The organism is Leptospira kanakyensis, assembly GCF_004769235.1.
In the GTDB taxonomy this organism is placed as follows: Bacteria; Spirochaetota; Leptospiria; order Leptospirales; family Leptospiraceae; genus Leptospira_A; species Leptospira_A kanakyensis.
In genome coordinates, this window is sequence record NZ_RQFG01000016.1 from 46829 (window position 1) to 63580 (window position 16752).

Genomic DNA, 16752 nt, shown 5'->3' on the forward strand with positions numbered 1-16752 from the left:
CAAATGTTTTCTTGACGTTATTTCTCAATAGTACTAGAAAAGGCATAGCTAAGGTATGAGCAAAGGAGGTGGTCTATTTGGAAAGTAGTTGTTACAACAAAAGATTTTTGACTCGCGAGGTGGCTGGGCAATAACGCCTCTAGCTTTGTTGCAAAACCGACCAGACACAGTCTTTCCAAGTTCCGAACGGGTGGTCTCCTTCGGGCTTATGCAGTCGCTTGGAAAGATTCCTTCATTCCTTCTCAATCCTAAAACTTTTGAGTAATTCATCAAGTGTGTTTGTCACTTGGCCAAGGCGTTCTGCATTCTCAGACATCGAGGATGTTTGGTCAGATAACACCTGTGAGCTATTGGAAATATTAACCGTCATATTTGCCAGTTCCGCTGTGGCTCGTTGTTGTTCCTCGGTGGAAAGTTGGATGGCCTTTACCTGTTCTGTGATTTCCGCGACTTCGGTATATATACTTTCTGTTCTTACACTTTGGTCTTCAAACATTGGTCGTATTTCATTGGAGGAAATATAAATTTCGGATACTTCGTCGGTGATTTTTTTCAAAACTTCGACTAGTCTCTCTACTTGGACGTTCCCCCGTTCTATGGAGGCGAGAGCTTCTGAGGAGAGAAGATTGATCTGTGAAACTGATTCCGCAGATTGGCTTGCCAGTTTTGTGATTTCTTCTGCCACTACTGCAAAACCTTTTCCTGTTTCCCCAGCACGTGCGGCCTCTATGGCAGCATTTAACGCAAGTAATCCGGTTCGTTTTGCAATATCAGAAATTACGTTAGAAAAAGCTGTGATTGTTTTGGATTTGTCTTGGATCTCTCGGATGGCCAAGGAAGTTTCCTTTGCCATAATTCTTCCTTCTTCCGCGTTGCGGTTGGCCCTGACCGAAATTTCACCGAAGGAATTTACTTTTTCTAAAATCCGTTTCATTAATTTCTGAATGTCACCTAATGACTGATGGATGGTCTCTGTGTTTTCCACCGCACTTAATACATTGCTATGAATGGTTTCTGAAGAAGCATTGAGTTCTTCCACAGTGGCACTGGCTTCCTCCGAAGACGCAGCTTGGTTTTGTGCTAAATCATTCAGTTCTATGATGGTTCCTTGGATTTTGTCTGTGGTATCACTGATTTTACTCGAGGATTTTTGTGCAATACGTATAAGTTTTCGTAGATGTTCGATCATTTTGCCTAAACTTACCATAATACTGCCCAACTCATCTAACTGATCGATTGCGATGGACTCTCTTAAATCACCAGCTGCTACTTTTTCTGTGGATAGGTTTATGGCTTTAATCCTTCGATCTACCAACCTCTGAAAACTGAAATAAATGGATAAAGTAGAAAGTATCACACCCAAAATCCCAAGAGTTATGGTTGTGATCAGGATGGAGTTCAATGTGGATTGTATTTGTGACTCTGGGATCGAAATTCTAGCAAACCATGGATTGTTCCCTGCGATGATGGTGATGGGTATAGCGACATGATAATAACCATCGTACTTATAAATTGATTTATCTTTGTTTTTTAATCTTTCATAAAAAGATGGGTCGGCAGCGGAGCGAAAGTCTAACCCTTCCGATAGGTCCGAAAATCCATCATACAAAACCAAGTGGTTGTCAGAGATGAGAGTAATTTTTCCTTCACCATCAGCAAACTTGAGTGAATCTAAATATTCTTTGATAGTGTTAAGGCTAATATCAATTCCAGAAATCCCAATAAATTTACCGTTACGTAAAATAGGTTCCATAATTGACACGATAAAAATATCTTTCCCTCCTGCTTTGTAGATATAAGGAGATGTGATACTTTTAATTAAAGTAGCCTTAGGTTTTTGATAATATTCTCCGTTAATGGGATCATCTAAATCTTTTAATGGTTCGATCACAATTTTATCCCCATCGCGAAAAACATAGGGGATAAAACGGCCCGATGTGTCATGGATGGCCGCCCCTTTATAGGCGGAATCTTTTCCATCAAATGCATTGGGTTCAAAAGCACAATAAACGGCGAAGGCGATGTCTTTCTCTTGGATTAAATGTTTTAGATAACGAATGGCAACTGGTCGTGTGTTTATGGATCCGTCTTCGTAGGACTTACGAATGGCGAAAGTTTTATTCATTGGTGCTGTCAAAGTATGAGAAATGTCACTAACGATTTTTGAAGAGATGTATTCGGTATCCTCTCCCAGATTATGAAGTAAAGTTGACCTCACAACAAGAGACAAAACCACCATAATCCCGGCGATGATGACGGAGATAACGGCCAGAGAAATTAGGATGATTTTCTTTTTGATGCTCATGGTTCGCCTATAAGTTGAATTTTAACAAAACATCGGAAATTTTAGAACTAATTCCTGTCATGCGAAGGGAATTGGCTGACATGGTTTCTGATTGTTCCGATAGGATTTGTGAACCGTTGGAAATATTAATTGTCATATTTGATAGTTCAAATGTGGCTCTTTTTTGTTCTTCCGTTGATTGTTGGATGGATTCTACAAGAGCCGTAATTTCTTCAATTTCCTCATAAATTTGATCGGTTTTTGTTTTTTGATCTTGGATGAGTGGGACAATCTCTCTAGCTTTTTCAAAAATAACGGAAACTTCTTTGATGATTTCTCGTAAGAGATCAATGAGTTTTGTAACCTGTGTTCCCCCGTTTTGGATGGAATCTAAAGCTTCTTCCGATAGGGTATTGATTTGTGAAACCGATTCGGCAGCTTGGGCAGCAAGTTTAGAAATTTCTTCTGCCACCACAGCAAACCCACGCCCTGATTCTCCCGCACGTGCTGCTTCAATCGCAGCATTTAACGCAAGTAAGCTTGTTTTTTCTGATATATTCGAAATTACTTCTGAAAATTCAGTGATCGCCAGTGACTTCTCTTGGATTTCTTCAATGGCTTTGGAAGTGAGCCCCGCCATATTTCGTCCTTCTTCTGCTTTTTTATTGGCAAGGACAGCAATTTGTCCAAAGGATTCCACTTCCGTTGTTATGTTTTGAACTAGTGATTGGATGGATAATAATGAGTTGTGAATGGACTTCGAATTGTCTACTGCTTGTACCACATTGGAGTTGATGGTTTCGGACGATGCATTCAGTTCTTCCACAGTGGCACTGGCTTCTTCGGAAGAAGCAGCTTGGCTTTGTGCTAAGTCAGAAAGTTCGATGATGGTATTCTCCATAAATTTCGAAGTTTCTGTCAGCTCAGTCCCGGATGTTTGTGCAACACTTAAGATATGGCGAATGTTTGCAATCATTGCGACCACCGCTTCTACTAAGTTTCCAATTTCATCTTTCTGGTTGTCATTGATTTCTTTAGAGAGATTCCCACTTGCTGCATCTTTCGTAAATGCAATCAATGTTTGAAGTCTACTATCCACTAGTTTCCGAAAGATAATGATATTGGCTAAAGTAGAAAAAAGAATCCCTGTGATTCCTAGGCCTAAAGCAATCCAAAAGATAAATTGGATTTCGTTTGTAATCTTTTCTTGTGGATAAGAAACGCGAAGTGTCCATGGAGCTGTATTTTCCACAAGATGGATGGGCAAACTTACATGAAAGTAGTCGGAGTCGGAATAATTTTGCCTTTGTCCTGTACTCATCGCCAAATTCACATAAGGATCTTCTTTGTCCTGCCAGTTTACTTCTTTTGTGTCGGGGTGGAGTCCATTAAAAAGTACGTATCCGTTACTGGCAATGAGTGAGATCTTTACTGTTCCCTCTAGGATCTTTAATTTTTGAAGATAGGATCGAATGGTTTCTAAGGAAAGGTCAGCACCCGCAATTCCCACAAAGGTTTGGTTCCGAAGCACTGGATACACAAGAGAAATCATCGTGACTTCTTTACCATCCACCTTGTAATCAAAAGGAGGAATGAGTTCTACCTTTTTGTTTTTTTTGGGTAATTGGTAAAAGTCAGATTCAGGAAGATCTGAGCCCACTACGGGTTCAATGATGATTTTCCCATTGGATTTTACCGAATAGGGAATGAACCTCCCTGTTTTGTCATGATAATTCGCATTACGGTAGTTAGAGTCTTTGCCGTCGAAAGCATTCGGTTCAAAAACAACATAAGTTCCTAAGATAGATTCGTTGGAAGCAGTCATTACATTTAGAACTCGAAACACTCTCTCCCTATCTAGTAGATTTGGCTCTTGTAAAATTTGTTTCAGAAGGTAGGCTTCATTTAAGGGAGCGGAAAGATAATCACCAACATCGAGAGAGATTTTATCTGCTAAAACTGAAATGTTTTCCAGTGCGTTTTCTTTGGCATTTTTGTATATGACATAAGAGATGAGAGTGAGTATTACTCCTAATGAAAAAAGTGTAATGACTGATGTACCTAAAGCTAACTTCTGTTTGATGTTCATTCTCTTGGATATTCTTTCCTAAGTGAATTGTTACCATAAAGAGCTTCTATGTTTTCTCAACACATTTCCTAAATGATTCTAAGTTTTTCTGGATAATTGCTTAGGCCGAGTAAATTCCCATCCGTATCTAAGAAGTAAACCGTATACTCTGTTTTGTTTTGGATTTCTATTTGAGTCAGAAACTGGATCCAATCTGATTTTTCATTTTCCGTTAGGGAAAAAACAAGGGCGCGAGAGGACTTCTTTTCACCTTCTTCTAACATAAGGATGACCTGGCCAAACTCGATCCAAACGGAACGCAAAAGCCCAGAAGGATAATGAAATTCTTGGATTTGTTTTGCGCCGGGAATTTTAAGGTAAAATGCGGCTAAATGGGAAGGGTCCGGTGTACCGATGGCAATGTGGTGGATCATTTTTTTCTTTTCAAATCCCTTTCTAAAAAAGAAGTTATCATGAAATCTATGTATCGGAGTTTTTCATGAAAAAATCCCTCATTCTGGCGCTCGCTCTCGGGCTTTTCTTGGCTAATTGTAAATCCAAAGTGTATACCCAAGAAGAGTGTGAGTCGGCTCTCGCTAGCACATTCACTCAAATTGAAGAAGAAGCTAAAAAGAATCCAGCAGCAGCACCAGTTCTCGCAGGATTGCAACAAGGTAAACAAAAAATGATCGATCAGTGTATGGAAGGAAAATTTGATCCAAACTGTTTGAAAAATGCTCCAGGTTTTGCTGGCATTATGGGTTGTGTAAAAAAATAATTTTTTAGAATCCTACCGGGAACTTGTTTTCCCGGTTTTTGTTTCCTCTTCTAAACTTTCAAATCCCCCCGGTTCTTTGTAACAGCCGTGTGTTCGGTAAGGGCCATCTTCAAAAAACCGAATTTCCTGCGCATACCGTTTCCCTTCCCATAAACATCTTTTGCAAATCAAAGGCCGAATGGCCCAGTCTTCACATTCTTCCGGTCGGAAGGTGGGGAAAACTCGGAGTAAAGGTTTAGAAATTTCTTCTGTAACATCAGCAAGAAGGACAAAACCAAAAACTAGAAATACTCCCAAAATCAAAGTTAGTTTCATTCAATAAAACTATCGGGATTTCCTTGTGGTTTCAGGATGGGTTTAGTGAAAGAAAATACGAGTAAAGAATGGAAAGGGGTGGTGCTGGTTCTCATTGGAGCACTTTTATTTAGCGCAAAAGCCGTGATTGTAAAATTGACTTACAGATACGAAATTTCTGCCATCGGGTCTCTTTTCTTTCGAATGGTTTTTGCATTTCCTTTTTTGGCCTGGATGGCTTGGAAAGCGGAAAGGGAAGAAGGTAAAACAACACTTACAAAAAAAGATATCTTTAATATTATCTTTATGGGAGTGGTTGGTTATTATTTAGCCAGTCTTTTTGACTTTTTAGGACTCAAATACATTAGTGCTGGCCTCGAACGAATCATTCTTTTTGTTTATCCCACTATAGTTGTGCTTCTTTCCTTTTTATTTTTAAAGAAAAAAATCCATACAAGGGAAGTATTCTCTCTCATTCTAACTTATACCGGAGTTTTTTTGGCTTATGGACAGGATGTCCAGTTAGGTTCTGCTAAGGATGTAAGTTTAGGTGCTTTTTTTATTTTATTATCGGCACTTACTTATGCTATTTATTTGATGGGAAGTGGATCCATCATTCCAAAGTTAGGTGCAAGAAAATTTACCGCTTGGGCGCTGATCATTTCTTCTTTTGCTGTATTCATTCATTTTGCGATTTTTGGTACTTATCAAGAACTCATCCAACCATTGTCATTTTACGCTTTGGCCTTTGTTATGGGGACAGTCAACACTGTCGTTCCTGCTGTATTTGTTTCCGAGGGAATCAAACGAGTTGGTAGCAAAACAGCTGCTATTGTAGGGTCAGTTGGGCCAATGTCGACTCTTTTCCTTGCTTACTTATTACTGGATGAACCCATTACTATACTACATAGCATTGGTACTTTATTCGTACTGACTGGTGTTTTTTGGATTAGCACGGCAAAAAAAGCAAAAGAAGTGTCTGTTTGAGAGAGAATTTTTCTTTCCAATTGTTGAAACCAGGTAGAGAATTAAGGATCTATATGAATTTGCGAAATCTGCTACTTCTACTCGTATTTGCCACAAGTCTGTCCCAATCGGAACTGTATGCACAATTTACTTGTGAAGGATCGGCTTGTAGTTTTTTACCAGCTCCACTGACAGAAGCAGGGAATGGTTCCCTTAAAAAGTTTGAAACAGGGTACTTAAACGAAGTACTCAAAACCAATTTAGAAGCTGGTTTTCTTGCCAATGTGGGCGCAAGTAATATCGGAACAGGAACTGTACGTCGGATCCAATTTGGTGTCAGTGCTTCTGCTGCCGGATACAAAAAAGACGACATCCAAATCCAAGACGATTATATCAAATATCCAAAACTTCCTAACGTAGGTGGTGCTGTGATTCCTTCCTTCCATCTGGATATCAACCCTGGATGGTTGATTGGGGCATCGGATGATAGTTTTCTCCGTAGGTTCGGAATTTTCCTCCATGGAATGAATGTGGCGGTTTCTCAAGACCAAATCCAAGCTGCTTCTAATAATAAAAACTATGAAGGTCGTATCGCCGTACGCTCGTATGGTGGTATGTTGCGTTACCAATTGGTAGAGAAAGAAGGTTTTTTGATGAACCTCATCACTTGGAATGGAATCAATGTGGGGGTGGGACATCATGTAATGGAACAAAACATGAGTCTTAGTTACCTAGAAGGGAAAGCTGCCCAAATTGAATTCCAAGGTGTGAAAGGAAAGTGGGGTGGGGATACCAATTTTGTTTTTAATACCAAGGTTCAAACTACAAATGTTGATTTGCGTACTGGACTCGGGGTATTCTGGATTGCGAATGTGATCGTGGGTGGGGGATATAGCTGGAATTCAGGAAGTAATTCCGCTTCTCTATCGAGACGTGGCCCATTTCTTGTCACTTTGAATGACACACTTCCTTTGGAACTTCCGAGAGAATACCAATCCGCTCTAGACAAGGAACTCCTTGCACAAAATCCGAATGCCACTCTTGGGTTTCGGGCCTCAGGTGAGTCCCATTCGAGAAGGGGGATTGGATACGGGATCGTCGGTTTGGAACTGGATCTCTTCTTAGTGAAGGTCATTGCCGAAGGTTTGTATGGAGGAAAGGACCTCTATTCTGCCAACTTGGGAGTCAAACTCTCCTTTTAGGAAATCTTCGGGGAAATCCATAAAACCTTGCCGTACGAATCGCGGATTTTACCCTTCGTATTAGGTCTAAGTTTCAATGAATTTATACAAAAGATACTCCCGCGCATTCACTCTTGCTTCCCAAGTTTTTTCTTTGGGAATCGTGGTTCCGATTGGAATCGCTCTAATTCTTTTCTACGTTGATTTAAGTCCCACACAAATCAAAACCTTCATTGGCTCTACCATCGCCGCGGGACTTACCAGTCTCATTTTACCCGCTTTTATTTTCCCTAAAAAACTCAATGCCATCAAACAAGCGCTAATTGAACTTGAATCACAAACAGAAAAGAATCCAGCCACGTATGTTGCCGTTTGGGATCTAATCGCAAAAATGCCGGTAGTTGGGGCAGTTGTTGGAAGTGCACAGTGGATTATGGCCTTTCCGATTGTGATTGGCCCAATGCTTTATCTACCTGAAACCAGTAAGTCAGATTCTTTTTATATTGTTTGTATTCTCATTTTAACAGCCCTCCTTAATGTTTTATTTTCATTCATTCTTTTGGAAAAGGCTTCCCATTTGGTTTTGGAAGATGAAATCCTCCAAGCAGATTTAAAAGAACGGATCACACCCTACTATAGAAACTTAAGAAGTACAGTCCCCATTATGTTTTCTATTATGGTGATGGTGCTTTCCATTTTTCTTTTGATTTTTGCTTTCAATACAAATGCGAAGTCACTAGAAAAAGCATTTTCAAACCAGTTGTACAACTTCAACCAAAGTAATGAGGCGGGGATTCATGTTTATTTTGAATCTGTGGAAACCAATTTAAAGGGGCTCGTGGTTTTACCTGTCGTAAAAACTGCTTTGGAAACTAAAAACTACAAACTAGCAGAACCAGCTCTTTCCAAAGTCCTCGAAGATTCTCAATTACTTTTAGAAAATGCATTCATTGCCTCCTTTGACGAGGGAGTTCCCATCGTTGCTTCTGGTCTTCCGGGCGGCGCAAGTGTAGGTTATTCTCTAGCTTCCAATCCGGAAGTTTTAGAAAATATAAAGGCTGCCAAAGAAGGGAAAAACCATGTGGGTGTGGCTGTAAAATCTCCGATTAACGGAAGTATTGTGATCATGGTTACAGGCCCAGTCAAAAATGCCAATGGATCGATCATTGGGATGGCTGGTATGCCGTTTCTAGTAGGAAAGGCTATGGAATCTTTCCTGAAAAATGTAAAAATTGGAACTACTGGTTATTCTTTTCTTTTGGATAAACAATCCACCATGGTTTATCATCCCAATCCAAAATACCTAATGCATAGTTTCAAAAATTCAGAATTTGAGGAATTGGCAAAAAATGCTGGGGAATCGGATTCGTTTCGTAATCCTTGGGAAGGATCTACATTTTTACTCCGAAGAAAGGTAAGTGAAAAATACGGTCTCCAATTTTTTTCTACTATTGATCTAAAAGAAATTGAGGTAGAAAGTTTATCTTCTTTACGAGGGCTAACAATCATTAGCTTGGTTGGCGCCGTGCTCATTGCAATCGCCATTTATTCGCTTTTTACTGCCAGGTTCCGGCCAATGAAAACCATTGGGAAAATTTTGCAAGATATCGAAGTGGGGGATCTACGTCACAATGCAAAAATGGAATCTTCGGATGAATTTGCAAGACTTGCTCGTGGTCTGAATGCCACTTTAAAACAGATATCCGAAGTTGTAGGATCTAACCAGGCATTTTCAGAAGATTTGGCATCTTCCGCAGAAGAGATGTCAGCTTCTCTCAATATGTTATCTTCCAACGCACAAACACAAGCTGCCTCTGCCGAAGAAATTTCTGCTTCGATTGAAGAGATTTCCGCAGCTGTTCAAAACGTGGATGCACAGGCAGAAGACCAGTTCCGAAAAGTTGATTTTTTGAAATTAAAAATGGCAGAACTCTCTAGCCTCATTGAAGCGACAGGTAGGCAAGTAGGGAAGGCTTCACAGGATGTGACTTTAATTTCAGAAGAAGCAAGATCTGGTCAAACTTCTCTAGACTCCATGAGAAATTCCATCACCAAAATTAGTAATAGTTCGGAAGAAATTGGAAGTGTGATTGAAATCATCAATAATATCTCTGAACAAATCAACTTACTTGCGTTAAATGCTGCGATTGAAGCTGCAAGAGCCGGGGTTTATGGAAGAGGGTTTGCGGTTGTTGCCGATGAAATTGGGAAGTTAGCTGAAAAAACGGCTATGTCCATTAATGATATCGGAGAACTCATCCAGGCCAATGAAAAGGAAATTGAAAGTGGTAGGGAGAATATCGAAACCACCATTTCTCTCATCCAAAGGATCATCCAAGGAGTTAGTTCTTTCAATGAAATGACTGATTCCATTGAATCAAGCACACGTGAACAGCTCATCATCAACCAAAAGGTGGGCGAAGAAGTGGATAAGGTGAACCAAATCAGCCAGGCCATCCGCCTTTCTATGGAAGAGCAGAAAAATGCGATTGGGGAAGTGGCCCAGGCCATTTTCAGTATCAATGATCTGACCCAGGGCACGGCAGCGGGACTTGAAGAGATGACGGCCACCTCCAATGGGATTGCGAATTTGGCAGAAACCCTGAAACGAAAGATCAATTTCTTTAAAATCTCTTAATCGGAGATATTTTAGGCCTTTTGTTGAAAAAAGAGGCCATAAAATGCTTGCCTGAATCTACATATCAAGATTTCTTGATATGTAGATATCTTGGTTATGGCAGCAGAAACCCTTTTCCAATCTAGGCCTTCCGGCCACTTGCTCGTTGCCTCCAAGGCCATTTCCGATGAAACTCGGATTCGGATCCTCCACATCCTCAGTTTTGGGGCTTTTTCTGTGAATGAAGTGGTGGAAATTCTCGGGATGGGACAATCTCGGATCTCCCGCCATTTAAAAATTCTAACGGAAGCGGGGCTCATTTCCTCGCGTAGAGAAGGAAGTTTGGTTTATAGTTTCCTCCCGGAAGAAGATGAATCCGATCTTAAATTTCCTTTAGAGCTCACCAAACTATTGTTATCATACAAAGAAGATCTACCTTCCAGAGAAAGGGACCAAAAAATGGTACACCAAATTCTGGAAAACAGAGAAAGGAAATCCAAGTCCTTCTTTGATGGGGTCGCAGAAAGTTGGGAAAAATTACAAGAAGAGACACTCCATCCCAAACTGTATAGGTCTTGGATTTTACAAGAACTACCCTTATGTGAAAATATTTTGGATTTGGGTTGTGGACCAGGAGGTCTTATCCCTTTTCTTCTCAACAAATCCAAACATGTGATTGGAGTGGATAACTCCTCCAAGATGATTGAAAATGCATCCTCACATTACGGAAAAAATCCGAGTGTGAGCCTCATCCAAACTCCTATGGAACATTTACCACTAGCAACTCATTCTTGTGATGCGGTTGTTGCATCCATGGTAATGCACCATATTTCCCATCCACCTACTGTACTCGAAGAAGTGGCGAGGGTATTAAAACCAGGTGGGGTTTTGTGTATTGTGGATTTAGCAAAACACAATGCAGAATTTATGCGGGATAATTTTGCTGACCTCTGGCTCGGATTTGAACCAGAATTATTTGAGTCATGGTTATCCAATGCAGGTTTTCGCGTCGGGTCAATGAATGAGATCCAAACAGAATCAAGTTTTAAAATTTTAACTATCAAAGCAACAAAGGAATAAGGAGGACACTATGTCCACAGCAACTGAAACAAAATCGGAAAGATTGCCATTTAAAGTGAAGGATATCTCTCTTGCAGAATGGGGAAGAGAAGAGATCATTTTGGCAGAAAAAGAAATGCCGGGCCTTATGGCTCTACGTAAAGAATTCGGAACTTCTAAACCACTGAAAGGTGCTAGAATTTGCGGATCTCTTCACATGACAATTCAAACAGCGGTTTTAATTGAAACCTTGGCTGCATTAGGTGCTGACATTCGTTGGTCCTCTTGTAACATTTTTTCAACACAAGACCATGCAGCAGCAGCCATTGCAAAAGCAGGAATCCCTGTATTTGCTTGGAAAGGCGAAACAGAAGAAGAATACTGGTGGTGTATTGAACAAACACTATTTTTTGACGGTGGAAAAGGACCAAACATGATCCTTGATGACGGTCATGATCTAACTCACTACATCCATGAAAAATACCCACAACTTCTAGCAGACATCAAAGGTGTTTCTGAAGAAACAACTACAGGTGTGATTGCACTTCATAAAAAATTGAAAGCCGGAACTTTGAAAATCCCTGCAATCAACGTAAATGACTCTGTAACAAAATCAAAATTTGATAACCTTTACGGTTGCCGTGAGTCACTCGCTGACGGAATCAAACGTGCAACAGACGTGATGCTCGCTGGTAAAGTAGCACTTGTTTGTGGATACGGGGATGTAGGAAAAGGTTCTGCTGCTTCTCTTCGTAACTTTGGTGCACGAGTGATCGTAACTGAAATTGATCCAATTTGTGCTCTTCAAGCGGTTATGGAAGGATACCAAGTTCTTCGTGTAGAAGATGTGATTGAGAACGCAGACATCATTGTGACTGCTACTGGAAATGATGATATCATTTCACTCGAACACATGAAAGCGATGAAAGACGGTGCGATCCTTTGTAACATTGGTCACTTCGATACAGAAATTCAAATGTCTCGTTTGAATGCCGAAAAAGATGTAATCAAAAAAGAAATCAAACCACAGGTTGATAAATACACTTTCCCTAATGGAAGATCGATCATCGTTCTTGCAGAAGGCCGATTGGTAAACCTTGGTTGTGCAACTGGTCACCCATCATTTGTAATGTCTAGTTCTTTCACAAACCAAGTTTTGGCTCAAATCGAACTTTACACAACAAAATATGAGTTAGGTGTTTACCGCCTTCCAAAACATTTGGATGAAAAAGTAGCGGCACTTCATTTGGAGCAGTTGGGAGTTCGTTTGACAAAACTCTCTCAAAAACAAGCTGATTATATCAGTGTTCCACTCGAAGGTCCGTACAAACCAGACCACTACCGATACTAAAAAAATCGCCCTTTTTGATAAAATTCAAGAAGGGCAATGGAGTTTCTCATGGCTTATGTTGTAACTGAAATTTGCGTTGATTGTAAATACACGAGTTGTGCAGCAGTTTGCCCGGTGGAAGCTTTTCACGAAGCTCCGGACACTCTGTACATTGATCCAGACACTTGTATTGATTGTAATGCTTGTCAATATGAATGCCCGATTGATGCGATTTTTCCTGACTATGATGTTCCGGAAAAACACAAACCTTCGATTGAAGTGAATGCAAAAGAAGCAACCAAATTCCCGGTCATTGTTACCACTAAACCACCTCTCAAAGGTGCAAAGTGTTCCGATCCGAGTAAATAATTGATTTTAAAGGTATGTGGTCTTTTGGCCATATACTCTTTTCCCTATATACTGATATAATAATATGAAATTTGAATATACCAATCCTTCTGCAAAATCCCTTTTGAAATTAATAAACGAGAGGATTCTCGTTTTAGATGGTGCTATGGGTACCATGATCCAAAGACATTCTTTGGAGGAAGACGATTTTCGTGGAGATCGTTTTAAGGATTGGCCTTGTTCCATTAAAGGAAACAACGACGTCCTTGCCATCACTCGTCCCGATATCATTGAATCTGTCCACTTGGAATATTTGGAAGCCGGTGCCGATATCATTGAAACCAATACCTTTAGTTCGAACATTGTTTCTCAAGCGGACTACCAAATGGAATCGGCAGTCCGTGATTTAAACCTCGCTGCTGTCTCTTGTGCCAAAAATGCCGTAGCCAAATACAAAGAAAAAACAGGGAAAACAGATGTGTTCATTGCGGGTTCGATTGGGCCAACGGTAAAAACGGCCTCCCTTTCGCCAGATGTGAATAATCCCGCATTTCGTGCTGTCACCTTTGATGAGTTAGTTGACTGTTTTTATGAACAAGTATCGGCACTTCTCGATGGTGGTGTGGATTTACTTTTACCTGAAACAAATATTGATACATTAAACTTAAAAGCATGTATTTATGCGATTGAGAAAGTTTTTGAAGAACGTAAAATTAGAATTCCCGTTGTCCTTTCTGTCACCATTACGGATGCTTCGGGGCGAACTCTCTCTGGCCAAACTGGGGAAGCTTTTTATGTTTCCATCAAACATGCTAAGGCACTGGCTGTGGGAATCAATTGTGCGCTTGGTGCTGGTGAGATGCGTCCTTATATCGAGGAACTTTCTCGTGTGGCTGATTGTTACGTATCTTGTTATCCGAATGCGGGTCTTCCGAATGCTTTCGGTGGGTATGACCAAACTCCAGAAGAGTTTGGTGGTTGGATGAAAAATTTTGCCGAAGCAGGTTTCTTAAATATAGTTGGTGGTTGTTGTGGGACCACACCAGCGCATATCCGAGCAGCCAAAGAAGCAGTGTCTACCATCGCTCCTCGTCCTTTAAAAGAACAACCCAAAATCAGTACGTTTGCAGGTCTTGAACCTTTGAAACTTACGAAAGACCAAGGGTTCATCAACGTAGGAGAAAGAAATAACGTCACTGGTTCTCCTAAATTCAAAAAACTCATCTTAGAGGGAAATTTTGAAGAAGCGGTGCAAGTGGCCTTACAACAAGTCCAAGCCGGTGCCAACGTCATTGATATCAACTTTGATGAAGCTCTCCTTGACGGCGAAGCCTCAATGACTAAGTTTTTGAACTTAATTGCAGGGGAACCAGACATTGCACGAGTTCCGTTTATGGTGGATTCTTCCAAGTGGTCTGTATTACTTGCGGGTCTCAAATGCATCCAAGGAAAACCCATTGTCAACTCCATCTCTTTGAAAGAAGGGGAAGAGGCATTTTTGGATCATGCACGCACCATCCAAAGATTCGGAGCCGCAGCGATTGTCATGGCTTTCGACGAACAAGGACAGGCGGCAACCAAAGAAGACAAAGTTCGAATTTGTAAACGTGCTTATGACCTACTTGTTGAAAAATTAGATTTTGATCCAACGGACATTATCTTTGATCCAAACATCCTCACTGTTGCCACAGGAATCGAAGAACATAATAACTATGCGATGGATTTTATTGAAGCCACTCGCGAAATCAAACAAATCTGTCCAGGTGCGAAAGTATCAGGTGGACTCAGTAATATTTCTTTTTCTTTTCGTGGAAACAATCCCGTAAGAGAGGCAATGCACTCCGTATTCTTATACCACGCCATCCAAGCAGGTATGGATATGGCCATTGTCAACGCAGGGATGTTAGAAGTATATGAACAGATCCCAAAAGATCTTTTGGAACTTGTGGAAGATGTCATTCTCAACCGTAGACCAGATGCGACGGAACGGATGATTGAGGCAGCGGCAAGTTTTCATGGAGAAGCCAAGGTCCAAAAGAAGGATGATGTGTGGAGGAGTGGATCTGTAGAAGAGCGCCTAACGCACGCTTTAGTGAAAGGGATTGATGAATTTGTTACCCAAGATACAGAAGAAGCACGCACTAGTTTTGCTAGACCTCTCGAAGTGATCGAAGGGCCACTGATGAATGGAATGAAGGTGGTAGGGGAACTATTTGGTGCCGGAAAGATGTTTCTTCCGCAAGTAGTAAAAAGTGCAAGGGTAATGAAAAAAGCCGTGGCTTACTTACTCCCTTTTATGGAAGAAGAAAAACGAAATCAAAAAGATGAAAGTAAACAAGCCAAGTTCCTCATTGCAACTGTGAAGGGAGATGTCCACGATATTGGAAAAAATATTGTGGGAGTCGTTCTTGCGTGTAACAACTATGAGGTGATTGATCTTGGAGTGATGGTTCCTTGTGAAAAAATTTTAGAAACTGCCAAAAAAGAGAATGTGGCGGCCATTGGTCTATCGGGTCTTATCACACCGTCGCTTGATGAAATGGTGTATGTGGCCAAAGAGATGGAACGCCAAGGATTCCAAGTTCCACTTCTTATTGGTGGGGCCACAACTTCCCCCGCACATACCGCAGTGAAAATTGCCGAGCAGTATTCCAAACCTGTCCTTCATGTGATGGATGCTTCCCGTGTTGTGAATGTGATGAATAGTGCTCTCAATCCACAAACAGCAGTGGATTATGCAAAACAGGTAGTAGAAGAACAATCAAGAATTCGTGAAGAATTTTATTCCAGGGAAAACGAAAGAAATATTTTGCCAATTGAGGATGCAATTAAAAACAAATTTTCTGCGGATTGGGATTCTTATACTCCACCTAAACCAAGTTTTACGGGAGTACAAAAAATTGACGACGTGAGTTTGAAGGATTTACTCTCTTATATTGACTGGTCTCCTTTCTTTTTGGCTTGGGAATTAAAAGGCCGATACCCTCAAATCCTCAAAGACCCAGTGATAGGAAAAGAAGCCACATCTCTTTTTAATGATGCCCAAATCATCTTAAAAGAAATGTTGGAAAATCCAAATCTCAAACCGAGGGCGGTTGTCGGAATGTTCCCTGCTGTTTCTCATGGGGAAGTGGTAGAAATTTTTGAAGATGATTCCAAAACCAAATCTTTGGGAACGTATCCAATGTTACGCCAACAGACAGTGAAAATGACAACCCAACCTAACTATAGTTTGGCTGATTTTGTCGCTCCCCAAGATAAAAAGAAAAATGACTATATTGGATATTTTGCCGTAACGGCCGGTCATGGAATTGAAGAATTGGCAAGAACCTATGAAGCCAAACAAGATGATTACAATGCCATCTTGGTAAAAGCGCTTGCGGATAGGTTTGCAGAAGCGTTTGCGGAATACATGCACCATAGAATGCGAGAAGAATGGGGATTTGGAAGGACTGAAAATCTTTCGAGAGAAGATATGATCCGAGAAAAGTACCGTGGGATTCGTCCAGCTCCTGGTTATCCCGCTTGTCCTGACCATACAGAAAAAAAGAAAATTTGGAAACTATTGGATGTGGAAAAAAATGCAGGCATCCAACTCACCGAATCCTGTGCCATGTGGCCGGCAAGTAGTGTGAGTGGGTATTATTTTTCCCACCCAGAATCTCGTTATTTTGCCATTGGAAAAATCAACGAAGACCAAGTGGTGAATTACGCCAAGGATAAAGAAATGGAAATTTCTGAAGTAGAACGTTGGTTGTCACCAATTCTCAACTATGATCCTTCGCGTAAGTCTAAATCTTAAAAGGGTGTTTCCCATCTTTTAGGAG

12 protein-coding genes are annotated in these 16752 nt (G+C 40.7%); 8 read left to right on the top strand and 4 right to left on the bottom strand.

What is annotated here, in order from left to right; translation table 11 throughout:
- Nucleotides 1-232: 232 nt before the first annotated feature.
- The 3 genes from EHQ16_RS11390 to EHQ16_RS11400 all read right to left on the bottom strand — a co-directional run bounded on the left by EHQ16_RS11390 (nt 233) and on the right by EHQ16_RS11400 (nt 4786).
- Nucleotides 233-2305: a methyl-accepting chemotaxis protein gene (locus EHQ16_RS11390; RefSeq protein WP_135632042.1), complete on the bottom strand. Its 2073-nt coding sequence runs from the start codon at nt 2303-2305 to the stop codon at nt 233-235.
- Nucleotides 2306-2312: 7 nt separating this feature from the next.
- A complete protein-coding gene (locus tag EHQ16_RS11395) occupies nt 2313-4373 on the bottom strand; it encodes a methyl-accepting chemotaxis protein (RefSeq protein ID WP_135632041.1) in 2061 nt (686 codons plus the stop codon).
- Between the two features lie 68 nt (nt 4374-4441).
- A complete protein-coding gene (locus EHQ16_RS11400) occupies nt 4442-4786 on the bottom strand; it encodes a VOC family protein (protein ID WP_135632040.1) in 345 nt (114 codons plus the stop codon).
- 65 nt (nt 4787-4851) lie between these two features.
- Between EHQ16_RS11400 and EHQ16_RS11405 the strand changes: the two genes are divergently transcribed.
- Nucleotides 4852-5130 (top strand): TIGR04454 family lipoprotein, encoded by a 279-nt coding sequence (locus tag EHQ16_RS11405; protein ID WP_002975661.1) that lies wholly within the window; start codon nt 4852-4854, stop codon nt 5128-5130.
- 12 nt (nt 5131-5142) lie between these two features.
- Here EHQ16_RS11405 and EHQ16_RS11410 read toward each other — a convergent pair whose 3' ends face one another.
- On the bottom strand, nt 5143-5445 hold the full coding sequence (locus EHQ16_RS11410) for a hypothetical protein (protein WP_135632039.1): 303 nt from the start codon (nt 5443-5445) through the stop codon (nt 5143-5145).
- Nucleotides 5446-5481: 36 nt separating this feature from the next.
- Here EHQ16_RS11410 and EHQ16_RS11415 point away from each other — a divergent pair, with 36 nt between their 5' ends.
- From EHQ16_RS11415 to metH, 7 genes are all read left to right on the top strand, one after another.
- Nucleotides 5482-6411, top strand: a complete 930-nt coding sequence (locus tag EHQ16_RS11415) for a DMT family transporter (protein ID WP_409035636.1) — start codon at nt 5482-5484, stop codon at nt 6409-6411.
- 53 nt (nt 6412-6464) lie between these two features.
- Entirely contained in the window at nt 6465-7592 is a 1128-nt protein-coding gene (locus EHQ16_RS11420; RefSeq protein ID WP_135632037.1) for an Lsa36 family surface (lipo)protein, read from the top strand.
- A 76-nt stretch (nt 7593-7668) separates the two neighbouring features.
- Complete coding sequence (locus tag EHQ16_RS11425; RefSeq protein WP_135632036.1) at nt 7669-10209, top strand: methyl-accepting chemotaxis protein; 2541 nt, start codon at nt 7669-7671, stop codon at nt 10207-10209.
- Nucleotides 10210-10305: 96 nt separating this feature from the next.
- Nucleotides 10306-11268 (top strand): ArsR/SmtB family transcription factor, encoded by a 963-nt coding sequence (locus EHQ16_RS11430; RefSeq protein WP_135632035.1) that lies wholly within the window; start codon nt 10306-10308, stop codon nt 11266-11268.
- 10 nt (nt 11269-11278) lie between these two features.
- Nucleotides 11279-12598 carry an adenosylhomocysteinase gene (gene ahcY / locus EHQ16_RS11435; protein ID WP_135601109.1) on the top strand — a complete coding sequence of 440 codons (1320 nt, stop codon included), beginning with the start codon at nt 11279-11281 and terminating at the stop codon, nt 12596-12598.
- Nucleotides 12599-12646: 48 nt separating this feature from the next.
- Nucleotides 12647-12946: a ferredoxin family protein gene (locus EHQ16_RS11440; protein ID WP_100745059.1), complete on the top strand. Its 300-nt coding sequence runs from the start codon at nt 12647-12649 to the stop codon at nt 12944-12946.
- Between the two features lie 64 nt (nt 12947-13010).
- Nucleotides 13011-16727 (top strand): methionine synthase, encoded by a 3717-nt coding sequence (metH, locus tag EHQ16_RS11445; RefSeq protein ID WP_135632034.1) that lies wholly within the window; start codon nt 13011-13013, stop codon nt 16725-16727.
- Nucleotides 16728-16752: the final 25 nt, after the last annotated feature.

What these genes read in the sequence shown, in the direction of transcription:
- metH (WP_135632034.1), top strand. Translation starts at nt 13,011, where the DNA reads ATGAAATTTGAATATACCAATCCTTCTGCAAAATCCCTTTTGAAATTA.
- EHQ16_RS11410 (WP_135632039.1), bottom strand. Translation starts at nt 5,445, where the DNA reads ATGAAACTAACTTTGATTTTGGGAGTATTTCTAGTTTTTGGTTTTGTC.
- EHQ16_RS11430 (WP_135632035.1), top strand. Translation starts at nt 10,306, where the DNA reads ATGGCAGCAGAAACCCTTTTCCAATCTAGGCCTTCCGGCCACTTGCTC.
- EHQ16_RS11400 (WP_135632040.1), bottom strand. Translation starts at nt 4,786, where the DNA reads ATGATCCACCACATTGCCATCGGTACACCGGACCCTTCCCATTTAGCC.
- EHQ16_RS11395 (WP_135632041.1), bottom strand. Translation starts at nt 4,373, where the DNA reads ATGAACATCAAACAGAAGTTAGCTTTAGGTACATCAGTCATTACACTT.
- EHQ16_RS11440 (WP_100745059.1), top strand. Translation starts at nt 12,647, where the DNA reads ATGGCTTATGTTGTAACTGAAATTTGCGTTGATTGTAAATACACGAGT.
- EHQ16_RS11415 (WP_409035636.1), top strand. Translation starts at nt 5,482, where the DNA reads ATGGGTTTAGTGAAAGAAAATACGAGTAAAGAATGGAAAGGGGTGGTG.
- EHQ16_RS11420 (WP_135632037.1), top strand. Translation starts at nt 6,465, where the DNA reads ATGAATTTGCGAAATCTGCTACTTCTACTCGTATTTGCCACAAGTCTG.
- EHQ16_RS11425 (WP_135632036.1), top strand. Translation starts at nt 7,669, where the DNA reads ATGAATTTATACAAAAGATACTCCCGCGCATTCACTCTTGCTTCCCAA.
- EHQ16_RS11390 (WP_135632042.1), bottom strand. Translation starts at nt 2,305, where the DNA reads ATGAGCATCAAAAAGAAAATCATCCTAATTTCTCTGGCCGTTATCTCC.
- ahcY (WP_135601109.1), top strand. Translation starts at nt 11,279, where the DNA reads ATGTCCACAGCAACTGAAACAAAATCGGAAAGATTGCCATTTAAAGTG.
- EHQ16_RS11405 (WP_002975661.1), top strand. Translation starts at nt 4,852, where the DNA reads ATGAAAAAATCCCTCATTCTGGCGCTCGCTCTCGGGCTTTTCTTGGCT.